Source organism: Luteimonas terrae (assembly GCF_031457535.1).
Classification (GTDB): domain Bacteria; phylum Pseudomonadota; class Gammaproteobacteria; order Xanthomonadales; family Xanthomonadaceae; genus Luteimonas; species Luteimonas terrae_A.
On the sequence record NZ_JAVDWO010000011.1, the window covers coordinates 92273 to 108541 of the forward strand.

The window sequence follows — 16269 nt, forward strand, 5'->3', positions numbered from 1 at the left end:
CGGCGACTGATGCCGCCGGTGCATCGGGTCGTCAGTAGTTCGCGCCGAAGCCGATGACGTGCTGGGCGATACCGATCCACAGCAGGAACAGGCAGGCCAACGCCAGCAGCAAGGCCCACAGCTTGGCCAGCACCCGGCGCCTGCCGCGCAGCACCTGCCACGCATTCCAGACCGCGACCGCCGCGCCGAGCGGCAGTACCACGGTGGCGAACAGGCGCACGGCGATGATCAGGCCATCGGTATCCGGGCTGGTCATCGCGAGGTTGCTCAGCATGCCGACCACGAGCGCCAGGGCCGCGCCCATCGCCAGCAACACCAGCAGCGCGGCGATCCGCACCAGGCGATGCGCGCGGGCATCGGTGCCGGCCAGCCGGTAGGGCGCGCCGTAGTAGCGCCGCACCAGGGCGGAAACCGGCCATGCGACGACGGTCAGGAGCAGCACGACGAGGCTCGCAACCAGCAGCGGCATCGCCAGCGCGCGCCACGCCGAGATGCGCTCGAACACCATGATCGGCGCGTACGGCTCCATGGTGAACCGCACCACCTGGCCGTCGACGACATCGGCCGCGAGGCGGTCCGTGCTGTCGCGGTCCTGCCACACGTACGGCGCCACTTCGCGCCACTGCTTCGGTGCGCCGGCTGCGCCCGTGGCCATCGCCACGGTGATCGTGCCGTCCTCGTTGGCGACCACCTTGACCGGTCCCAGTACGTTGGCCAGCGACAGGAAGTTGCTGTCCGGCCGGCGGCTGCTGGTGTAGGTGCCGGCGATCTGCTGGGCGTGCGCCTTGGCGTCCGCCTCCGGCACGCCGGGCGTCTGCCCGGGCGTGCCCGGCAGATAGCGGTCGGCGAAACCGCGCGACAGTGCGTAGCGGATGTGACCGGTCGCGCCGTCGCGGCCCGAACTGTTCATCGACACGAACAGACCGATGCCGTCGTCGAGGAACAGCTGCAGATCGCTGTGGAACCACTGCGTGTCGCCGCCGTGCGAGATCGCGCGATGGCCGTTGACCGAGGTTTCGTAGAAGCCGAGCATCATGCGGTTGAGCGGGCCGATCGAGGCCTGGCCGGTGGAATGCATCTGGCGCGCGGTATCCGCGCCGAGGATGCGCGCGTCACCGAATGCGCCGTCCTGCAGGTGCGCGATCATGAAGCGCCCCATGTCGGCGCCGGTGGCCGCCAGGCTGCCGGCAGGCGCGAGACTGATGAATTCGTAGGGCTTGGCCTCGCCGTCGGAGGCCTTCGAATAGCCCATCGACATGGCCGCCAGCAGCGGCGCGGGCAGCGGCTGGCGGAAGCTCGAACGGGTCATGCCGAGCGGCTGGAAGATGTGGCGTTCGATGTAGTCGTCGAACGATTCGCCCGACACGCGCTCGACGATGTAACCGGCCAGCGCGGTCGCGTAATTCGAGTAGGCCGGCGTGGCGCCCGGCACATGGATGCGTTCGGGCGTCCAGTGTTTCAGCGCGGCGCCCAGCGGCGTGATCTCGTCGGGGTCGGCGGTGATCAGCGCGCGGACCTGTTCTTCGAAGCCGGTGGTGTGGGTCATCGCCTGGCGCAGCGTGACCGGCGTGCCGTCGCGCGCCGGGATTTCGAAGTCGAGGTACTGGTTGACGTCGGCGTCGAGGTCGAGCTTGCCCTGCTCGACCAGCTGCATCACCGCCGTCCAGGTGAAGAGCTTGGACACCGAGCCCGGTCGGAACAGCGTGGCGGCCGGGTCGACCGGCGTGCGTGCGGCGACGTCGGCGTAGCCATAGCCCTTTTCCAGCAGCACCTCGCCGTCCTTGACCACCACGACGACGGCGCCGGCGATGTCGCCGGCGGCTAGCGCGTAGGGCAGGAAGCCGTCCATCCAGGCTTCGGCATCCGCGGCACTCAGCACGGGTGCGCCGCCAGGGGCGACAGGTGGCTGCGCGTCGGCCACGGGGGCGTCGACCGGGGCGGCAGGTGTCAGCGGCGCGGCCACGGGGGCGGGCGTGATCGCCGCATCCTGCGTCGCCGCGAATGCCACGCCGGCCGCAAGCAGCCCGGCGAACAGGAAGGTTGGAATCACGCGCATCGCACTGCCCCGGTTTTGTCCTGATTGGCGATAATGATCCCAATCAGAGAATTGTCAACCGTGCCGGAAGTCCCCATAAAGCGACGGAGGATCGGACGGCGCGTGCCGCCGCGCCTTTCCACACGTCGCCCGCTGGGGCGATGATGATCCCGAAAAGCACACGAACGGACCCGACCCGGATGACAGCGCAACACCCCACCATCGGCCGCCTGCTGCGCTCGCTGCGCGCGCGCAAAGGCTGGACGCTCAAGCAGATGAGCGAACATTCGGGCATCCCGCTGTCGACGCTGTCGAAGGTCGAGCACGACCGGCTGACGCTGACCTACGACAAGCTGCTGCAGCTCAGCCAGCGCCTGCAGCTGCGCATGTCGGAGCTGTTCGCCGAACAGGACGAGGCGCCCGAACCGCCGGTCACCGCGCGCCGCAGCATCGGCCGCGTCGACGATGCGATCCGCATCACCACGCCGAACTACGACTACTACTACCTGTGCCCGGAACTGCGCCGCAAACGCATGATTCCGGTGCTGACCCGCGTGCGCGCCAAGACCATCGCCGAGTTCGGCGCGCTGGTGCACCACTCCGGCGAGGAGTACATCCACGTCCTCGAAGGCCGCATGGAAGTGCATACCGAGTTCTACGATCCGATCGTGCTCGAGACCGGCGAAGGTGTGTACATCGACTCGAACATGGGCCATGCCTACATCGCCGCGGAAGGGTGCGACGAGGTGCTGCTGCTCGGCGTGTGCTCGAGCGCCGACGAGCAGCTCATGGAATCGCTGCTGACGCTGCATGGCGAAGAAGGCGCCGTCGCCAGCAAGGTCCGGCAACTCGAGCCCGCCGCGAAGCCGGCCAGACGCGCGGCGAAGAAACAGGCGACGCGTTAGCGCATCGCTGCGCGGGATGTCTGTGGGCGCGCGCTCGCGCGCGATGGAGCGTGCCCGGACACCGTCGATCGCGCGCCTGCAGCAAGACTGATCCCCACCATGTCCCAGGCAGCCGCATCGTCACCGGTTGCGACAACGCGTCCCGTCCAGCCGGTATCGTGTCCGCCTGTCTCGTCCCGGAAATCCCGATGCCTCGATCCGTCCCTGCCGGGCGCCTCCGCCTGCTGTCCGTCCTGCTGCTGGTCGCCGTTCCGGCGCTGCCCGCCCTCGCCGACCGCATCACCGGTCAGCCGTTCGCGACCCGCAGCGAGGTCTACGCGCCGCATGCGATGGCCGCGACCTCGCACCCGCTGGCGACCCAGATCGCGCTCGACACGATGAAGGCGGGCGGCAGTGCGGTCGATGCGGCGATTGCCGCGAATGCTGCGCTCGGTCTGATGGAGCCGACCGGCAACGGCATCGGCGGCGACCTGTTCGCAATCGTCTGGGATCCGAAGACGCAGAGGCTGCACGGCTACGACGGCTCGGGTCGCTCGCCGCGCTCGCTCACCCTGGCCGAGTTCGAGCGCCGCGGCCTGACCGACATTCCGCCGCACGGCCCGCTGCCGGTCACCGTGCCGGGCACCGTCGACGGCTGGTTCGCGCTGCACGGCCGGTTCGGCAAGCGCACGATGGCGCAGAACCTCGCGCCGACGATCCGCTATGCGCGCGAAGGCCACCCCGTGCACGAAGTGATCGCGTACTACTGGGACCGCTCGGTGCCACGGCTGGCCAAGTGGCCGGGCTTCAGCGAACAGTTCACCGTCGACGGCACCCGCGCGCCGCGCAAGGGCGAGACCTGGCGCAACCCCAACCTCGCCGACACCCTGCAGGCGCTCGCAGACGGCGGCCGCGACGCGTTCTACAAGGGCGACATCGCGCGGGTGATCGGCGACTACTTCGCCGCCAACGACGGCTTCCTGTCGTATGAGGACATGGCCGCGCATACCGGCAACTGGGTCGAACCGGTGTCGACCAGCTACCGCGGCGTCGAGCTGTGGGAACTGCCGCCGAGCGGCCAGGGCATCGCCGCGCTGCAGATCCTCAACCTGCTCGAACCCTACGACCTCGCGTCCTACGGCTTCGGCAGTCCCGAGCACGTGCATCTGTTCACCGAGGCCAAGAAGCTCGCGTTCGCCGACCGCGCGCGCTGGTACGCCGACCCGGAATTCCATCCGGCGCCGGTCGAGCGGCTGATCTCCAAGGACTACGCCCGCGAGCGCGGCGCGCTGATCTCGATGGACACCGCGCTGCGCGAAGTGCAGCCGGGCACGCCGGCGCAGCTCGACGAGGGCGACACGATCTACCTGACCACCGCGGACGCCGACGGCATGATGGTCTCGTTGATCCAGTCCAACTACCGGGGCATGGGCAGCGGTATGGCACCGCCCGGCCTGGGTTTCATCCTGCAGGACCGCGGCGAGCAGTTCGTGCTCAAGCCCGGCCATCCCAATACGTTCGAGCCCGGCAAGCGGCCCTTCCACACCATCATCCCCGCGTTCGCGACCAAGGACGGCAAGCCGTGGCTGGCGTTCGGCGTCATGGGCGGCGCGATGCAGCCGCAGGGCCATGTGCAAATCCTGCTCAACATGATCGACTTCGGCATGAACCTGCAGGAAGCCGGCGACGCCCCGCGCATCCAGCACGACGGCTCGACCGAGCCGACCGGCCAGAACACCGCAATGTCAGACGGCGGCGAGCTGGATCTGGAAAGCGGGTTTCCGTACGAGACCGTGCGCGCGCTGATGCAGAAGGGCCACTCGGTGCGCTTCGCCCACGGCCCCTACGGCGGCTACCAGGCGATCATGGTCAACCCGGAAGGCGGCTGGGTCGGCGCCAGCGAATCGCGCAAGGACGGGCAGGCCGCGGGCTACTGAGGCGCTCCGCGTGACCTGCACATCCGCCGCGTCGATGGGCGCGGCGGATGCGGATGGATTCCACGCGCTTCGGAGATGCCGACGAGAGAAGCGTGGTCGTACCGCGCCCACCGGTGTCCCGACCTGCACACGCGGCGGATCCAGTGCCGCCGGACTGCGGTAAGCGTGATGGAGACCCCATCCTTGCGCGCGATGCACTGAGGGCCGTGACGCGGCGGCACGCGTGGCGGGGGCAGCCGCCCCGGATGCGGGTCGCCGCCATGGCTGCGCCGGCGCCGTCCGGATTTCCGTAGAGCCGACGAGGACACACGACCGGCGTCGGTATGCTGGCCCTCTCGTCACTGCCAGGCCTTCGCATGATCCGTCTCGCCCTCGTGGCCGCATGTGCCCTCGCCCTGCTGCTTCCTTTTGCACAGGCGCAGACGCCGTATTCGCGTTTCGACGATGCGCCTGTCGCGCAGCCGGCGTCCGCCACCGATCAGGCCGCCTGGCGCAGCTGGTCGCAACGCAGCGCCGCGGCGCTCGCCGCCACCGGGCAGCCACGCGACTTGGCATTCGCCGCGGTGCTGCGCGGACTGGCGGATGCGAATCCGGAGCAGCCCGAGACCAACGCCCCTTCGCAGCCGGTCGCGCCCGACGCGCAGGCCGCCGCGTGGCGTCGCGATGCTGCGGCGCGCGCGGGCACCGATGTGCTCGCCAATGCACTACTGGCCTACGGCGCGGAAGAAGCGACCCGGCTGCGCGCCGCACAACGCTGGCTCGGCGCCGATCCGCAGAATCTCGCGCCGCTGCTGGTACGTGGCGGCGGCGTCGATGCGCTGCTCGCCGATGCGCGCGTCGCCACGCGGTTCGAGCTGGGCATGCTCGAACAGGTGCGCTGGATGCAGGCCGCATTGCTGCGCACGCCACCGACGCCCGCAGAACGCGCCGCATTCGCCGAAACGGGCGAATTCGTGCCGACCGAACATGCCGCGATCATCGCGATGGGCCTGTGGGCCGCCGTCGCATTCCCGGGTCTGGACCCGCTGATGCAGGGATGCAATGCGGACACGATGGGCACCAATGCGACCCGCGCGCGCGACTGTCGGCACATCGCCGGGATCATGGCGAACGGTTCGGACACCCAGCTCGGCACGATGCTCGGCCTGGCCCTGCTCGAACGCCTCGCGACCACGCAGGCCGAGCGTGCCGACGTACAGGCGCGTCGCCGCGCGTTCGACTGGCAGATGCTCGAGTGGGGCCGCGCCAATGACGCCCTGCCCCGTGACGGCGCCGGGCAGTTCGTGCGCCTGCTCGCCGACCCGTCGATCCGCAGCGAAGCCGACCTCATCGCGCGCGCGCTGCAGGAGGCCGGCATTGCGTTGGAACCGCCGGCCGGCTGGCAGCCGCCGCGCTGAGGCATCGATCCGCACCGCTGGAATCGTTCCGCATCCCATGTTCAGCCGAATCCGGCAAGCGCACACGACGGTCAGCGTCGCCATCGCGGCGACGCCACGGGGACGAAGAGATTGGATGCGGACGATGCACCCTGTCTGCGGTCCGATCGAACGGGCGGCGGCCTCGCCGCGACATTGGGAAGCTGACTCACTCGTCCGACGTGCTGCGGGCCGCGTTCCGCGACACACGGCCACCGCGTTCCGATGAGAACGCGAACTCGTAGCGTAGGCGGATCGGCACGGCTTGGACCTCGACGCCTGCGCCCGCGCAGCGGGGATCGGAATCCGGATCGATGTCAGCAGGGAACGTGCAGACTGCAGCGCCGAAGTAACGCCAGCTGCGCAGGGTCGTAGTGACTGCGTCAAGAAACGGAATGGCCGCGACGTCCGCAGGATCTGCGCAGCGCGCCCCGTCACGATCGGCGACGATGTTCTCGACCACACCGTCGGCGTCGACGACGAAGCCGATGCATAGCCGCATCTCGCCCTCGAGACGCGCGCCCGCTGGAAACGGCGGATCGGGATCGTGGGTTGGGACCGCCATCAGGAACCGCTGATGGGATTCGACGGTGTGCACCTGCGCGATCGGCGGCAGCACCATGGCGCGCGCGACCTGTGCGGTTCGATGGCTGCAGGCGGCGAGCGTCAGGAGCAGGCACGCCGCCATGCCGCGGCATTTGATATGTCGTGTGGTCATCCGGCCTCCTGCCGATGGAACCCATGTATCAATGTAGCGGGTTCAATCCGCCGGCACCGTCCGCTCGCGCGCCCAGCTACGCAGCGCGTCGACCTGCTCGCGCATCATCACCGACAGCGGGCGCGTGTCGCGCAGGGATTCGATGACCATCGGCTGCGACAGCGGCGCGCCGGCGGCATGCGCGGAATAGAGCGCGGCGACGATGGCCTGTTCGATCTCGGCGCCGGAGAACCCTTCGGCCTCGACCGCGAGCATTGGCAGGTCGAACGCCGCGACGTCGAAGCCGCGCCGCGCGAGGTGCACCGCGAACACCTCGGCGCGCACGTCCTCGCCGGGCAGGTCGACGAAGAAGGTTTCGTCGAAGCGGCCCTTGCGCAGCAGTTCCGGCGGCAGGTCGTGGACCTGGTTCGCGGTCGCGACGAGAAACACCTTCGACTTGCGTTCGGCCATCCACGTCAGCAAGAACCCGAGCACGCGCCGCGAGACGCCGCCATCGCTGTCGCCGCTGGAGGCCAGGCCCTTCTCGATTTCGTCGATCCACAGCACGCACGGCGCGAGCTGTTCGGTCGAGCCGATCGCCTCGCGCAGGTTGCGCTCGGTCTCGCCGTGGTACTTGTCGTAGAGCGTGCCGAAATCCAGCCGCACCAGCGGCACCTGGAGGCCGCCGGCGATGGCTTTCGCCAGCAGCGACTTGCCGCAGCCTTGCACGCCGAGCAGCAGCACGCCCTTGGGCGGATCGAGCCCCGGCGGCGCGTCGCCTTCGACGAACACGCGCCGGCGCTGCTCGACCCAGCGCTTGAGCCGGCGTGCGCCGGCGACATCGGCGAAGGCCGCAGTGTCGTACTCGTAGTGCAGATGGCCACTCTTGTTGAGCAGTTCGAACTTGAGTTTCGCCAGCGCCGGCAGGTCGTGGGTGTCGAGGACGCCGTCGGCATGGATCAGCTGCCGGGTGATGCGGCGCGCATCGCCCAGCGACAGGCCCTGCAGGTTGCGCACGATCTGCCGCACTGCGTCGGCGTTCGCTTCCACCCGGCGGCCGCCATGCTCCTGCTGATAGGCAGCCGCCTCCTCGCGCACCAGTTTCAGCAGCGCATCGGCGTCGGGCAGGCGCGGGCGGAAGCGCACCGCCATCGTCTCCAGATCCGCCGGCAGTTCCACCTTGTGGCCCACCAGCACGATCACATGCGGCAGGCAGTGGCGACGCTGCACCAGATCGCGCAGCTGGCGCTGGGTGCCGGCGTAGCCGAGGTAGGGATGGAAATCGAGCAGCAGGTAGATACCGCGCTGGTCGGCGTCGCGGATCGCGGCCAGGGTGTTGCTGGCGTCGGCCGCGGTGTCGGTGGCCGACTCGCCGTCCAGATCCAGGCGGCGCAGGCCTTCGGTGATCGTCCAACGGTACAGCGCGCGCCAGACCTGCATCAGCGACTGCCGGAACAGTTCGACCGCGCGCGGCTCGTCGGGCGTCTCGACGACGATCAACGGCGTGTTGGCGCGGATCAGCGCGGCCAGGTCCTGCAGTTCACTCATGGGCGCGACGCGCTCGCGGTCAGGGACGCCGATGTTAAACGCGCGATGGCCACCTGCGGTCGCGGGCGTCGCACGGGCGGTGTACGCTCGATGCGCGAAGCGACCCGGAGAGTTCGATGAAGACGGTACTGGTGGCCAGTTCCAAGGGGGGCGTGGGCAAGACCACGATCGCCACCCATCTCGCCGCGCATGCCGCACTGGCTGGCGAGTCGACGGTGCTGGTCGATGCCGATCCGCAACAGTCGTCCACGCGCTGGGCCGAACGCCGCGCCGGGCTCGAGGCCGCTGTGTTGCCGGTCGACGGCAGCGCGCGCCACAAGAAGGTGCTGGCGTCGATCCCCGATGGTGTGACGCGGCTGGTGGTCGACGCGCCCGCCGGCGCGATGGCCGACGATCTCGATGCGTATCTGGAGATCGCCGATGCGATCGTGGTGCCGGTGCTGCCTTCGGCGCTCGACATCGATGCCACCGTGGGGTTTCTCAACACGCTGGCCAAGCATCCGCGCGTGCGTCGCGGCCAGACCCGCGTAGGCCTGGTCGCCAACCGCCTGCGCCCGCACACCAATGCCTCGCAGCAGGCGCTCGCGCTGCTGGCGCAGTGGCCGTATCCCGTCATCGCGCAGCTGCGCGACAGCCAGGCCTACGTGATGCTGGTCGGGCTGGGCAAGAGCCTGTTCGATTACCATTCGGCGCAGGTGCGCGACCATCAGGACGACTGGGCGCCGCTGCTGAAATGGGTCCGGAAGTAGGCGACCCGCTGGCGCGTTCACCGCATCCGAACGCGCCGCCCGTCATGAAGTCACCAAACGAGGCTGCCGACTCCACATGCGCGAACTGATCCTGCTCCGCCACGCCCACGCCGATCCCGCCCTGCCCGGGCAAGCCGATATCGACCGGCCCCTGTCGGCCGAAGGTCTGGCCGAAGCGGAGGCGGCGGGTCGCTGGCTGCGCGAAAAGAATCTGGTGCCCGATTGCGTGCTGTGTTCGCCCGCGCGGCGCACCCGCGAAACGCTCGAGGCCGTGCTCGGCGCGATCGGCTACGTCGACCAGCGTCTGGACCAGGCGATCTACGAGGCCACGCCCGGCACGCTGGCGACGCTGCTAGACGAGCATCGCGACACCGGCCGCCTGCTTCTGGTCGGGCACAACCCCGGCCTGGAACGCCTCGCCGCGCTGCTGCACAGCGGCCAGACCGGCGAGTACCGCGGCATGCCGCCGGCCGGCATCGCGGTGCTGACCTTGCCCATAGGCGCTGCTGTCGAACCTGCCGTCGCCGAGCTGTCGGCGTTCTGGTGGCCGTAGGCGCACCGGCGCCCGCATCGCCCAACGCCGCTTTGACCATGGCCCCTGCTGCCGGCGCCTTGCTGCGTACGCTGGCAGGTGTGTGCCTGTCGGCGGCCTGCATCGCGCCTGCGCTCGCGTCCGCAGATGGTCCCGGCCAAGCGCTGGCGCTCGATACCAAGCGCTCTGAGATCGGATTCAGCCTCAAGACCCGCTGGGGCCAACAGCTCGAAGGCCGCTTCGACGACTGGCGCGGGGACATCGCCGTGCTTGCCGACGGCCGCCATCAGGTACGGCTGATCCTGGACGCCGACAGCGTCGAGATCATCGACAGTCGCGCCTATACGCGCATTACCCGCGGACCCGGCGTGTTCGATGTCGCGCGCTATCCGGAAGTCCGCTTCGTCTCCGATCCCTACCCGGCCACGCTGGCGCGCGATGGCGGCGAGATGACCGGCATCCTGAGCATCCGTGGCGTGCAGCGCCGCGAAACATTCCGGATCGCAGCCGCCGAATGCGCGCGACCCGGTTTGGACTGCGAGGTGGTCGGCGAAGGCGATGTACGGCGCAGCCAGTACGCGATGGACCGCTGGGGCTACGCCCTCGCCGACCAGGTGCGGTTCACGCTGCGGATGCGCGCACTGGAATCGCGTTGATGCAGGCGATCACCCGGGCCCTGCTGCTTGCATTGACGCTGGCGACCACCGCCTGCACCACGCTCTCGCCCGCGAAGCGCGATGCGGCGGCGCATATCGCGGTGGAAGCGCGCTCGACCGAAGTGCTGTGCGCACGCGCCGACGCCTGCGCGGCGCCATCACCGTTGCGCGATCTCGGCACGCAGGCCGTGGCGCGCAGTACGTCGGCTGCGCCGCAGCATTACGCGCTGCTGCTGGAATATGGGCAGGACGCGCTGCTCGCACGGCTGGATCTGATCCGCGGCGCGCAGCGCACCATCGACGTGCAGACCTACATCTTCGACGAGGACGACGCGGGCCATCTCGTGCTCGAGGAGTTGCTGTCGGCGGCGCGGCGCGGCGTGCAGGTGCGGCTCCTGGTCGATCAGCTGTCGGCGATGCGCACGGTGGACACGCTGTCGGCGCTGGCCGGCGCGCACACCAATTTCGAGATGCGCATCTACAACCCCGTGCTCGGACGTGCACGCATCAGCTATCCGCAGTACGCGCTGGCCGCCGCCTGCTGCTGGCGCCGGCTCAACCAGCGCATGCACAGCAAGGCGTTGCTGATCGACGGCGTGGTCGGCATTACCGGCGGCCGCAACTACCAGGACGACTATTTCGACTGGAGCGACACCTTCAATTTCCGCGATCGTGATGTGCTGATTGCCGGGCCCGTGGTCGAAGCGATGGAGGAGAACTTCGTCGCGTTCTGGCACGCGCCCCTGAGCACGCCGGTCGAGCAGCTGGCCGACGTGGGCCGGCAGCTGCTGCGCAGCGGCGTACCGCCGGTCTCGTTCCAGGATTACGAGCGCCCCGATCGAGTGGCCGCGATCCTCGAAGACGCCGGCGATGCGGTACTCGTGCGCCAGCGCCTGGTCGACGCCGCGCTGCCGGTCGGCCCGGTCGAATTCATCGGCGACCTGCCGTCCAAGCATCGACGCAACCGCGAGGCGGCGGAGGCCGCAAGCGCCTCGACCCCCCGGTTGCGCGAGCTGATCGAATCGGCGCAGGACGAAGTGCTGCTGCAGACGCCCTACCTCGTGCTGTCCAAGCCGGCCGAGCAGATGTTCTCCGACCTGCGCGCGCGCGCTGTCCCGCCCCAGGTCGTGGTGTCGACCAACAGCCTGGCGGCGACCGACTCGTTCATCACCTACGCGCTGTCCTACAAGTACAAGCGCCGGCATCTGCGGGACTTCGGCTTCCAGATCTACGAGTACAAGCCCTTCCCGGAGGACGCGCCGATCGATCTGGAGGTGACGGGCGCGGTCGGCATCTCGTGGAACGCCGACGGCAGCGTCAACCTCGACGAGAGTGGTTCCGAAGGGGTGGCGAACACCCGCGAAGAGGCCATCGCCTCGCGTCCGGCCAGTGCTCCACCGCTGACGCGCGAGTATTCGGCGCTGCGCTACGCCGGCATCGGCGTGAACCGGCGCGTGCCGCTCAACCGGACCGGCCTGCGCATGGGCCTGCACGCGAAGTCGCTGGTCATCGACGCGCGCGTCGGTGTGGTCGGCACGCACAACTTCGACCCGCGCGGCGACAACCTCAATACCGAAAGCGCCGTGGTCATCGACGATGGGCGCTTCGCGCAGCGGCTGGCCGAGAGCATCCGGCGCGACATGTCGCCGGAGAATTCCTGGACGATCGCGCGGCGGGACCCGCCGCCTGTGTTCTCGGGCGTCGATTACTCGATGGCGAAGGTGTCGGAGCGGCTGCCGATCTTCGATCTGTGGCCGACCCGCTACGCAACCAGCTTCGAGTTCCAGCCCGGTCCCGATTGTCCGGCGCCGCTGCCGCCGGACGCGCCGGGTTTCCGCGAATGCTATGTGGCGGTCGGTGATTTTCCGGAAGTGAGCCTGGGCTTCCGCAGCCTGCTGACGCGGATCTTCACCGCATTCGGCGCGGGGCTCGTGCCGATTCTCTGAGGTGCTCGCTGGGATCCTCCAGCCACGCGGCGCCGGAGACAGCGGGGTCGGCGCCGCTGTGCCCTGCCTGGCGGCCATGCGTGTCGATCCGCTGCGACTTCGCGGACCCGCCGCCGCGTCCCAATGACCAAACGCGCGCCTGGCCTGTGCCAGCGCGCGCCTGCGCCGTACCGGTCTGCACGGTCACGTTCTGCGGTCCCCCCACGTCCTGATTGCAACAACGGGAAGCGGGAGCGCTACGAACATGAACGTTTGGTTAACGGACTTAATGAATTCGCGGGGTATGACTTCCTGCACGTGGTGTTATCGGACAGTGGTGTTGTAGTCTACCAACACACCAAAGCACACCAACCCCGAGGACACCGCCATGCAGACCCAGACCACCCCCGCCGCCCGCACCGCCAACGCCGCGCTCATCCGCCCGTTCGGCCTCGGATACGGCCGCAGCAGCAGCTACGGCGCACCGCGCAGCTACGCCAGCGCATCCACACCCGCCCGTTTCCGCATCGTCTAACCCCTTCCGCACCGCCCACACGTCCCAGGAGTCCCGCCATGTCCCGTATGCACGCCATCGTCCACGCCGCCGCCCACCTCGCCCCGCCGGTCGAGATTCGCCAGCCCCGCCAGTTCGGTCTTGGCTACGGCCGCAGCAGCGGTTACGGCACGCCCCGCAGCTATGCCACCGCGTCGGTTCCGGCCCGCTTCCGCGTCGCCTGATCCACCACCCACACCCCTCAGGAGACCCGCCATGACCCGCATGCACGCCATCGTCGAAGCCGCCGCCCATCTCGTCCCCGCGGCCGCCACCCGGCCCGCACGCCAGACCGGTACCGGCTACGGCACCAGCAGCAGCTACGGCGCCCCGCGCAGCTACGTCACCACCGCCAGCCCCTCGCGCTTCCGCATCGCCTGATCCGCAATCACCTGATCAGCTCCGGCGCCTGAAGCGTCCCGCGATTCCTCAGGAGTTCCGCCATGTTGCGCATCCACACCCACCGCTCCATCGAGACACACGGCCCGGTTCCGGCCTGCATCGCCCAGCCTGCGCGCTTTCATGCCCAGGTCCGCGCCGCGCGCAGCCACGCCGATAGCCCGTTCCGCGTCGAAGTCCGCGACAGCGCCATGCCGACGCGCTTCCACGTTGTCTGATCCGCGGCAACTGCTTATCGCCAATCCGCGACGGTTACGCCCGTGATCGCGACGCGCCATTCCGCCGGTCGCGCTGCGCGGCCTCGCGCAACGGCCTAAGCTGCCGGGTTTCCCCCGGAGCCTTCTGCGCATGTTCCGCAGCGACACGACGCTCGACCAGCTCAACGCGATGTCCGCCAACACGGCGATTGCCGCGCTGGGCATCGTCTTCACCGAAATCGGCCCCGATTATCTGCGCGCGACGATGCCCGTCGATGCCCGCACCCATCAGCCGTTCGGACTGCTGCACGGCGGTGCATCCGCGCTGCTGGCCGAAACGCTTGGCAGCAGCGCCGGCGGTCTGTCGGCGCCCGACGGCCACGGCGTCGTCGGCATCGAGATCAACGCCAATCATCTGCGCGGCGTGCGCGCCGGCCTGGTGACCGGCACCGCGCGCCCCTTGCACGTCGGCCGCAGCACCCAGGTGTGGGAGATCCGCATCGAAGATGCGAAAGGCAAGCTGGTGTGCATTTCGCGGCTCACGCTCGCGGTGGTGCCCAAACCGTGAGCCTGCACGCGCAGCGCGCGGCGCCGGGTTTGGGTATCGTGCACCGATGAGTTCTTCTTCCATTCGCGCCGACGCCGGCGACATGCCGGCGCGCGTGTTGCGTTATTGCGTGCGCGTGCCGGTGCTGGTGTGGCACCTGTGCATCCATCTGCCGATCCTGTTGCTGTCGATGCTGCCACCGATCGGCCGTCGCAGGCTGCGCAGCGGCGAGCGCGTCGATCACCGCATGACCCGCTGGTGGCAGGGTGGCTTGATGTGGGTCTTCGGATTCCGTCTCTCGCGCACCGGCACACCGCTGCCGGGTGCGGTGTTGTTCGTGGCCAATCACGTGAGCTGGGTCGACATCGTCGCCCTGCACAGCCAGCGCATGGTCGGGTTTGTCGCCAAGCGCGAGATCGCCGGCTGGCCGGTGGTCGGCTGGCTGGCCGCGCGCGGCGAGACGATCTTCCACCAGCGCGGCAGTACCGAATCGCTGGGCGGCGTGCTCGATGAAATGGTCGCGCGGCTGCGCGACGGACGTCCGGTCGCGGTGTTTCCGGAAGGACGCACGCGCGATGGAGACCAGGTGGGCCCGTTCCATGCGCGCATCTTCCTGGCGGCCGTGGAGGCGAACGTCGCAGTGCAACCGGTCGCGCTGCGCTACGGGCGCCACGGCTCGGCGCAGGCGATCGTCGCCTTCGGTCCGCGCGAATCCTTCTTCGCCAACTTCATGCGTCTGCTCGGCGAGCCGGCGCGCGATGCCGAGGTGATGTTCCTCGAGCCGATCCTGCCCGGCAACGCGGAAGGTCGCCGGCATCTGGCCGAGGTTTCGCGCGAGCGGATCGTCGCAGCGCTGGACGCACGCGCTTGAATTCCATGCATCCGTCGCCGGAACCGCACACACCTGTCGTCCCGGACGACATACGCGTGGGTGGCAGCGACTATGCACCGCCGCTGTGGCTGCGCAATCCGCATCTGCAGACAGCGCTGGGCAGCAGCCAATGGCGACGCCGCCGCGGCGCGCAGGCACTCGCCGCCACCGGCGCGATGACCACCGAGCATCTTGTCGACGGCGGCGAAGGCGTGCGTCTGCGCGGGCTGCACAGCCTGGTGCCGGGACGCGAACCGCGCGGGCTCGTCCTGCTGCTGCACGGCTGGGAAGGCAGCAGCGAGTCAAGCTACATGCGTCAGACCGCCGCGCAGATGCTGGCGCTCGGCTATGCGGTGTTCCGCCTGAATTTCCGCGACCACGGCGACAGCCACCATCTCAACGAAGCGATCTTCCACTCCAACCGCATCGACGAAGTCGTGCATGCGGCGGTCGACATTGCAGCGCGTTTCGCCGCGCGTCCGATGATCGCGGCCGGCTACTCGCTGGGCGGCAATTTCGCGCTGCGCCTCGCGCTGCGGGCGCCCGCAGCGGGGCTGCACCTGGCCGGCGTCGCCGCGGTCTGTCCGGTGATCGACCCGGCGCGCACGATGCTGCAGATGGAGCGCGGTCACCGGCTCTATCTCCGCCACTTCGAGCGCACCTGGCGCGCCTCGCTGCGGCGCAAGCGCGATCTGTTCCCCGATCACCTCGCCTTCGACGACGCCACGCTGCAGCTCGGCATGCGCGAGTTGACCGACTGGCTGGTGCGCACGCATACCGATTTCGGCACGCTCGATGACTACTTCGACGGCTACTCGGTGATCGGCGACCGCCTGTCGTCATTGCAGGTGCCGGTGGACATCCTGATGTCGGCCGACGATCCGGTGATTCCGCTCGATGCGTTCCACGCGCTGGCGCTGCCGGAGCATGCGCGTCTGGAAATCAGCCGATGGGGCGGACATTGCGGCTTCCTCCTCGACCACCATCTCGACGGCTTCGCCGAGCGCTGGGTCGCCGCGCGCCTCGATGCCCACGCCGATGCCGCGCGGACCTCGTCGGAGCGTACCCGCCTGGCAACGGCGATCCACGCGAGTACGCGCGCGTCGGGCGGTTGATCCCGCGTAGATCGCGTCGCCCGCAATCGGGTCGTGGGGTGCAGGCGGCACTTTCTCCTGGACCACTTCGCCTTTTCGCCTCCGTGACACGCTCGACCCAATCCGCCGTCCCAGCGCAGGCTGGAAGCGCCCAATGACCGCCGAATGGCGGGTCACCATCGCGATCTTCGCGAGGTCCGACCCGCGCCACTGCTGATCAACGATCAAGC

Annotated in this window: 17 protein-coding genes; 14 read left to right on the top strand and 3 right to left on the bottom strand. The window is 69.2% G+C overall.

Translation table 11 applies throughout. The features are described from left to right. Nucleotides 1-31 precede the first annotated feature (31 nt). Complete coding sequence (locus J2W68_RS13360; protein WP_310236665.1) at nt 32-2056, bottom strand: serine hydrolase; 2025 nt, start codon at nt 2054-2056, stop codon at nt 32-34. Between the two features lie 179 nt (nt 2057-2235). Between J2W68_RS13360 and J2W68_RS13365 the strand changes: the two genes are divergently transcribed. The 3 genes from J2W68_RS13365 to J2W68_RS13375 all read left to right on the top strand — a co-directional run bounded on the left by J2W68_RS13365 (nt 2236) and on the right by J2W68_RS13375 (nt 6253). Further along, nucleotides 2236-2940 carry a helix-turn-helix domain-containing protein gene (locus J2W68_RS13365; protein ID WP_310236673.1) on the top strand — a complete coding sequence of 235 codons (705 nt, stop codon included), beginning with the start codon at nt 2236-2238 and terminating at the stop codon, nt 2938-2940. 188 nt (nt 2941-3128) lie between these two features. Beyond that, nucleotides 3129-4856, top strand: a complete 1728-nt coding sequence (ggt, locus tag J2W68_RS13370) for a gamma-glutamyltransferase (protein ID WP_310236674.1) — start codon at nt 3129-3131, stop codon at nt 4854-4856. 356 nt (nt 4857-5212) lie between these two features. Then, the gene (locus tag J2W68_RS13375) at nt 5213-6253 is read left to right on the top strand and encodes a hypothetical protein (RefSeq protein WP_310236675.1); all 1041 of its coding nucleotides are present in this window, start codon (nt 5213-5215) and stop codon (nt 6251-6253) included. 187 nt (nt 6254-6440) lie between these two features. Here J2W68_RS13375 and J2W68_RS13380 read toward each other — a convergent pair whose 3' ends face one another. Together J2W68_RS13380 and J2W68_RS13385 are read right to left on the bottom strand one after the other, a co-directional pair. Continuing rightward, a complete protein-coding gene (locus J2W68_RS13380) occupies nt 6441-6989 on the bottom strand; it encodes a hypothetical protein (RefSeq protein ID WP_310236676.1) in 549 nt (182 codons plus the stop codon). A gap of 42 nt (nt 6990-7031) precedes the next feature. Further along, the gene (locus J2W68_RS13385; RefSeq protein ID WP_310236677.1) at nt 7032-8516 is read right to left on the bottom strand and encodes an AAA family ATPase; all 1485 of its coding nucleotides are present in this window, start codon (nt 8514-8516) and stop codon (nt 7032-7034) included. Between the two features lie 116 nt (nt 8517-8632). Between J2W68_RS13385 and J2W68_RS13390 the strand changes: the two genes are divergently transcribed. The 11 genes from J2W68_RS13390 (at nt 8633) to J2W68_RS13440 (ending at nt 16060) form a co-directional block, all read left to right on the top strand. Beyond that, complete coding sequence (locus J2W68_RS13390) at nt 8633-9265, top strand: ParA family protein (RefSeq protein WP_310236679.1); 633 nt, start codon at nt 8633-8635, stop codon at nt 9263-9265. Nucleotides 9266-9341: 76 nt separating this feature from the next. Next, entirely contained in the window at nt 9342-9818 is a 477-nt protein-coding gene (locus J2W68_RS13395; RefSeq protein WP_310147340.1) for a SixA phosphatase family protein, read from the top strand. 38 nt (nt 9819-9856) lie between these two features. Next, complete coding sequence (locus tag J2W68_RS13400; RefSeq protein ID WP_310236681.1) at nt 9857-10453, top strand: YceI family protein; 597 nt, start codon at nt 9857-9859, stop codon at nt 10451-10453. After that, nucleotides 10453-12399: a phospholipase D family protein gene (locus tag J2W68_RS13405; RefSeq protein ID WP_310236683.1), complete on the top strand. Its 1947-nt coding sequence runs from the start codon at nt 10453-10455 to the stop codon at nt 12397-12399. The genes J2W68_RS13400 and J2W68_RS13405 overlap by 1 nt, the downstream gene beginning before the upstream one ends. A gap of 367 nt (nt 12400-12766) precedes the next feature. After that, nucleotides 12767-12913, top strand: coding sequence for a hypothetical protein (locus J2W68_RS13410; protein WP_310147346.1), 147 nt, complete (start codon nt 12767-12769; stop codon nt 12911-12913). 38 nt (nt 12914-12951) lie between these two features. Continuing rightward, the gene (locus tag J2W68_RS13415) at nt 12952-13116 is read left to right on the top strand and encodes a hypothetical protein (RefSeq protein ID WP_310236685.1); all 165 of its coding nucleotides are present in this window, start codon (nt 12952-12954) and stop codon (nt 13114-13116) included. 31 nt (nt 13117-13147) lie between these two features. Beyond that, nucleotides 13148-13312, top strand: a complete 165-nt coding sequence (locus tag J2W68_RS13420) for a hypothetical protein (protein WP_310147350.1) — start codon at nt 13148-13150, stop codon at nt 13310-13312. 62 nt (nt 13313-13374) lie between these two features. Then, a complete protein-coding gene (locus J2W68_RS13425; protein ID WP_310236687.1) occupies nt 13375-13548 on the top strand; it encodes a hypothetical protein in 174 nt (57 codons plus the stop codon). A gap of 130 nt (nt 13549-13678) precedes the next feature. After that, nucleotides 13679-14095 (top strand): hotdog fold thioesterase, encoded by a 417-nt coding sequence (locus tag J2W68_RS13430; RefSeq protein ID WP_310147354.1) that lies wholly within the window; start codon nt 13679-13681, stop codon nt 14093-14095. 46 nt (nt 14096-14141) lie between these two features. Next, nucleotides 14142-14945 carry a lysophospholipid acyltransferase family protein gene (locus tag J2W68_RS13435; RefSeq protein WP_310236689.1) on the top strand — a complete coding sequence of 268 codons (804 nt, stop codon included), beginning with the start codon at nt 14142-14144 and terminating at the stop codon, nt 14943-14945. Between the two features lie 56 nt (nt 14946-15001). Beyond that, on the top strand, nt 15002-16060 hold the full coding sequence (locus J2W68_RS13440) for a YheT family hydrolase (protein WP_310236741.1): 1059 nt from the start codon (nt 15002-15004) through the stop codon (nt 16058-16060). Nucleotides 16061-16269 lie beyond the last annotated feature (209 nt).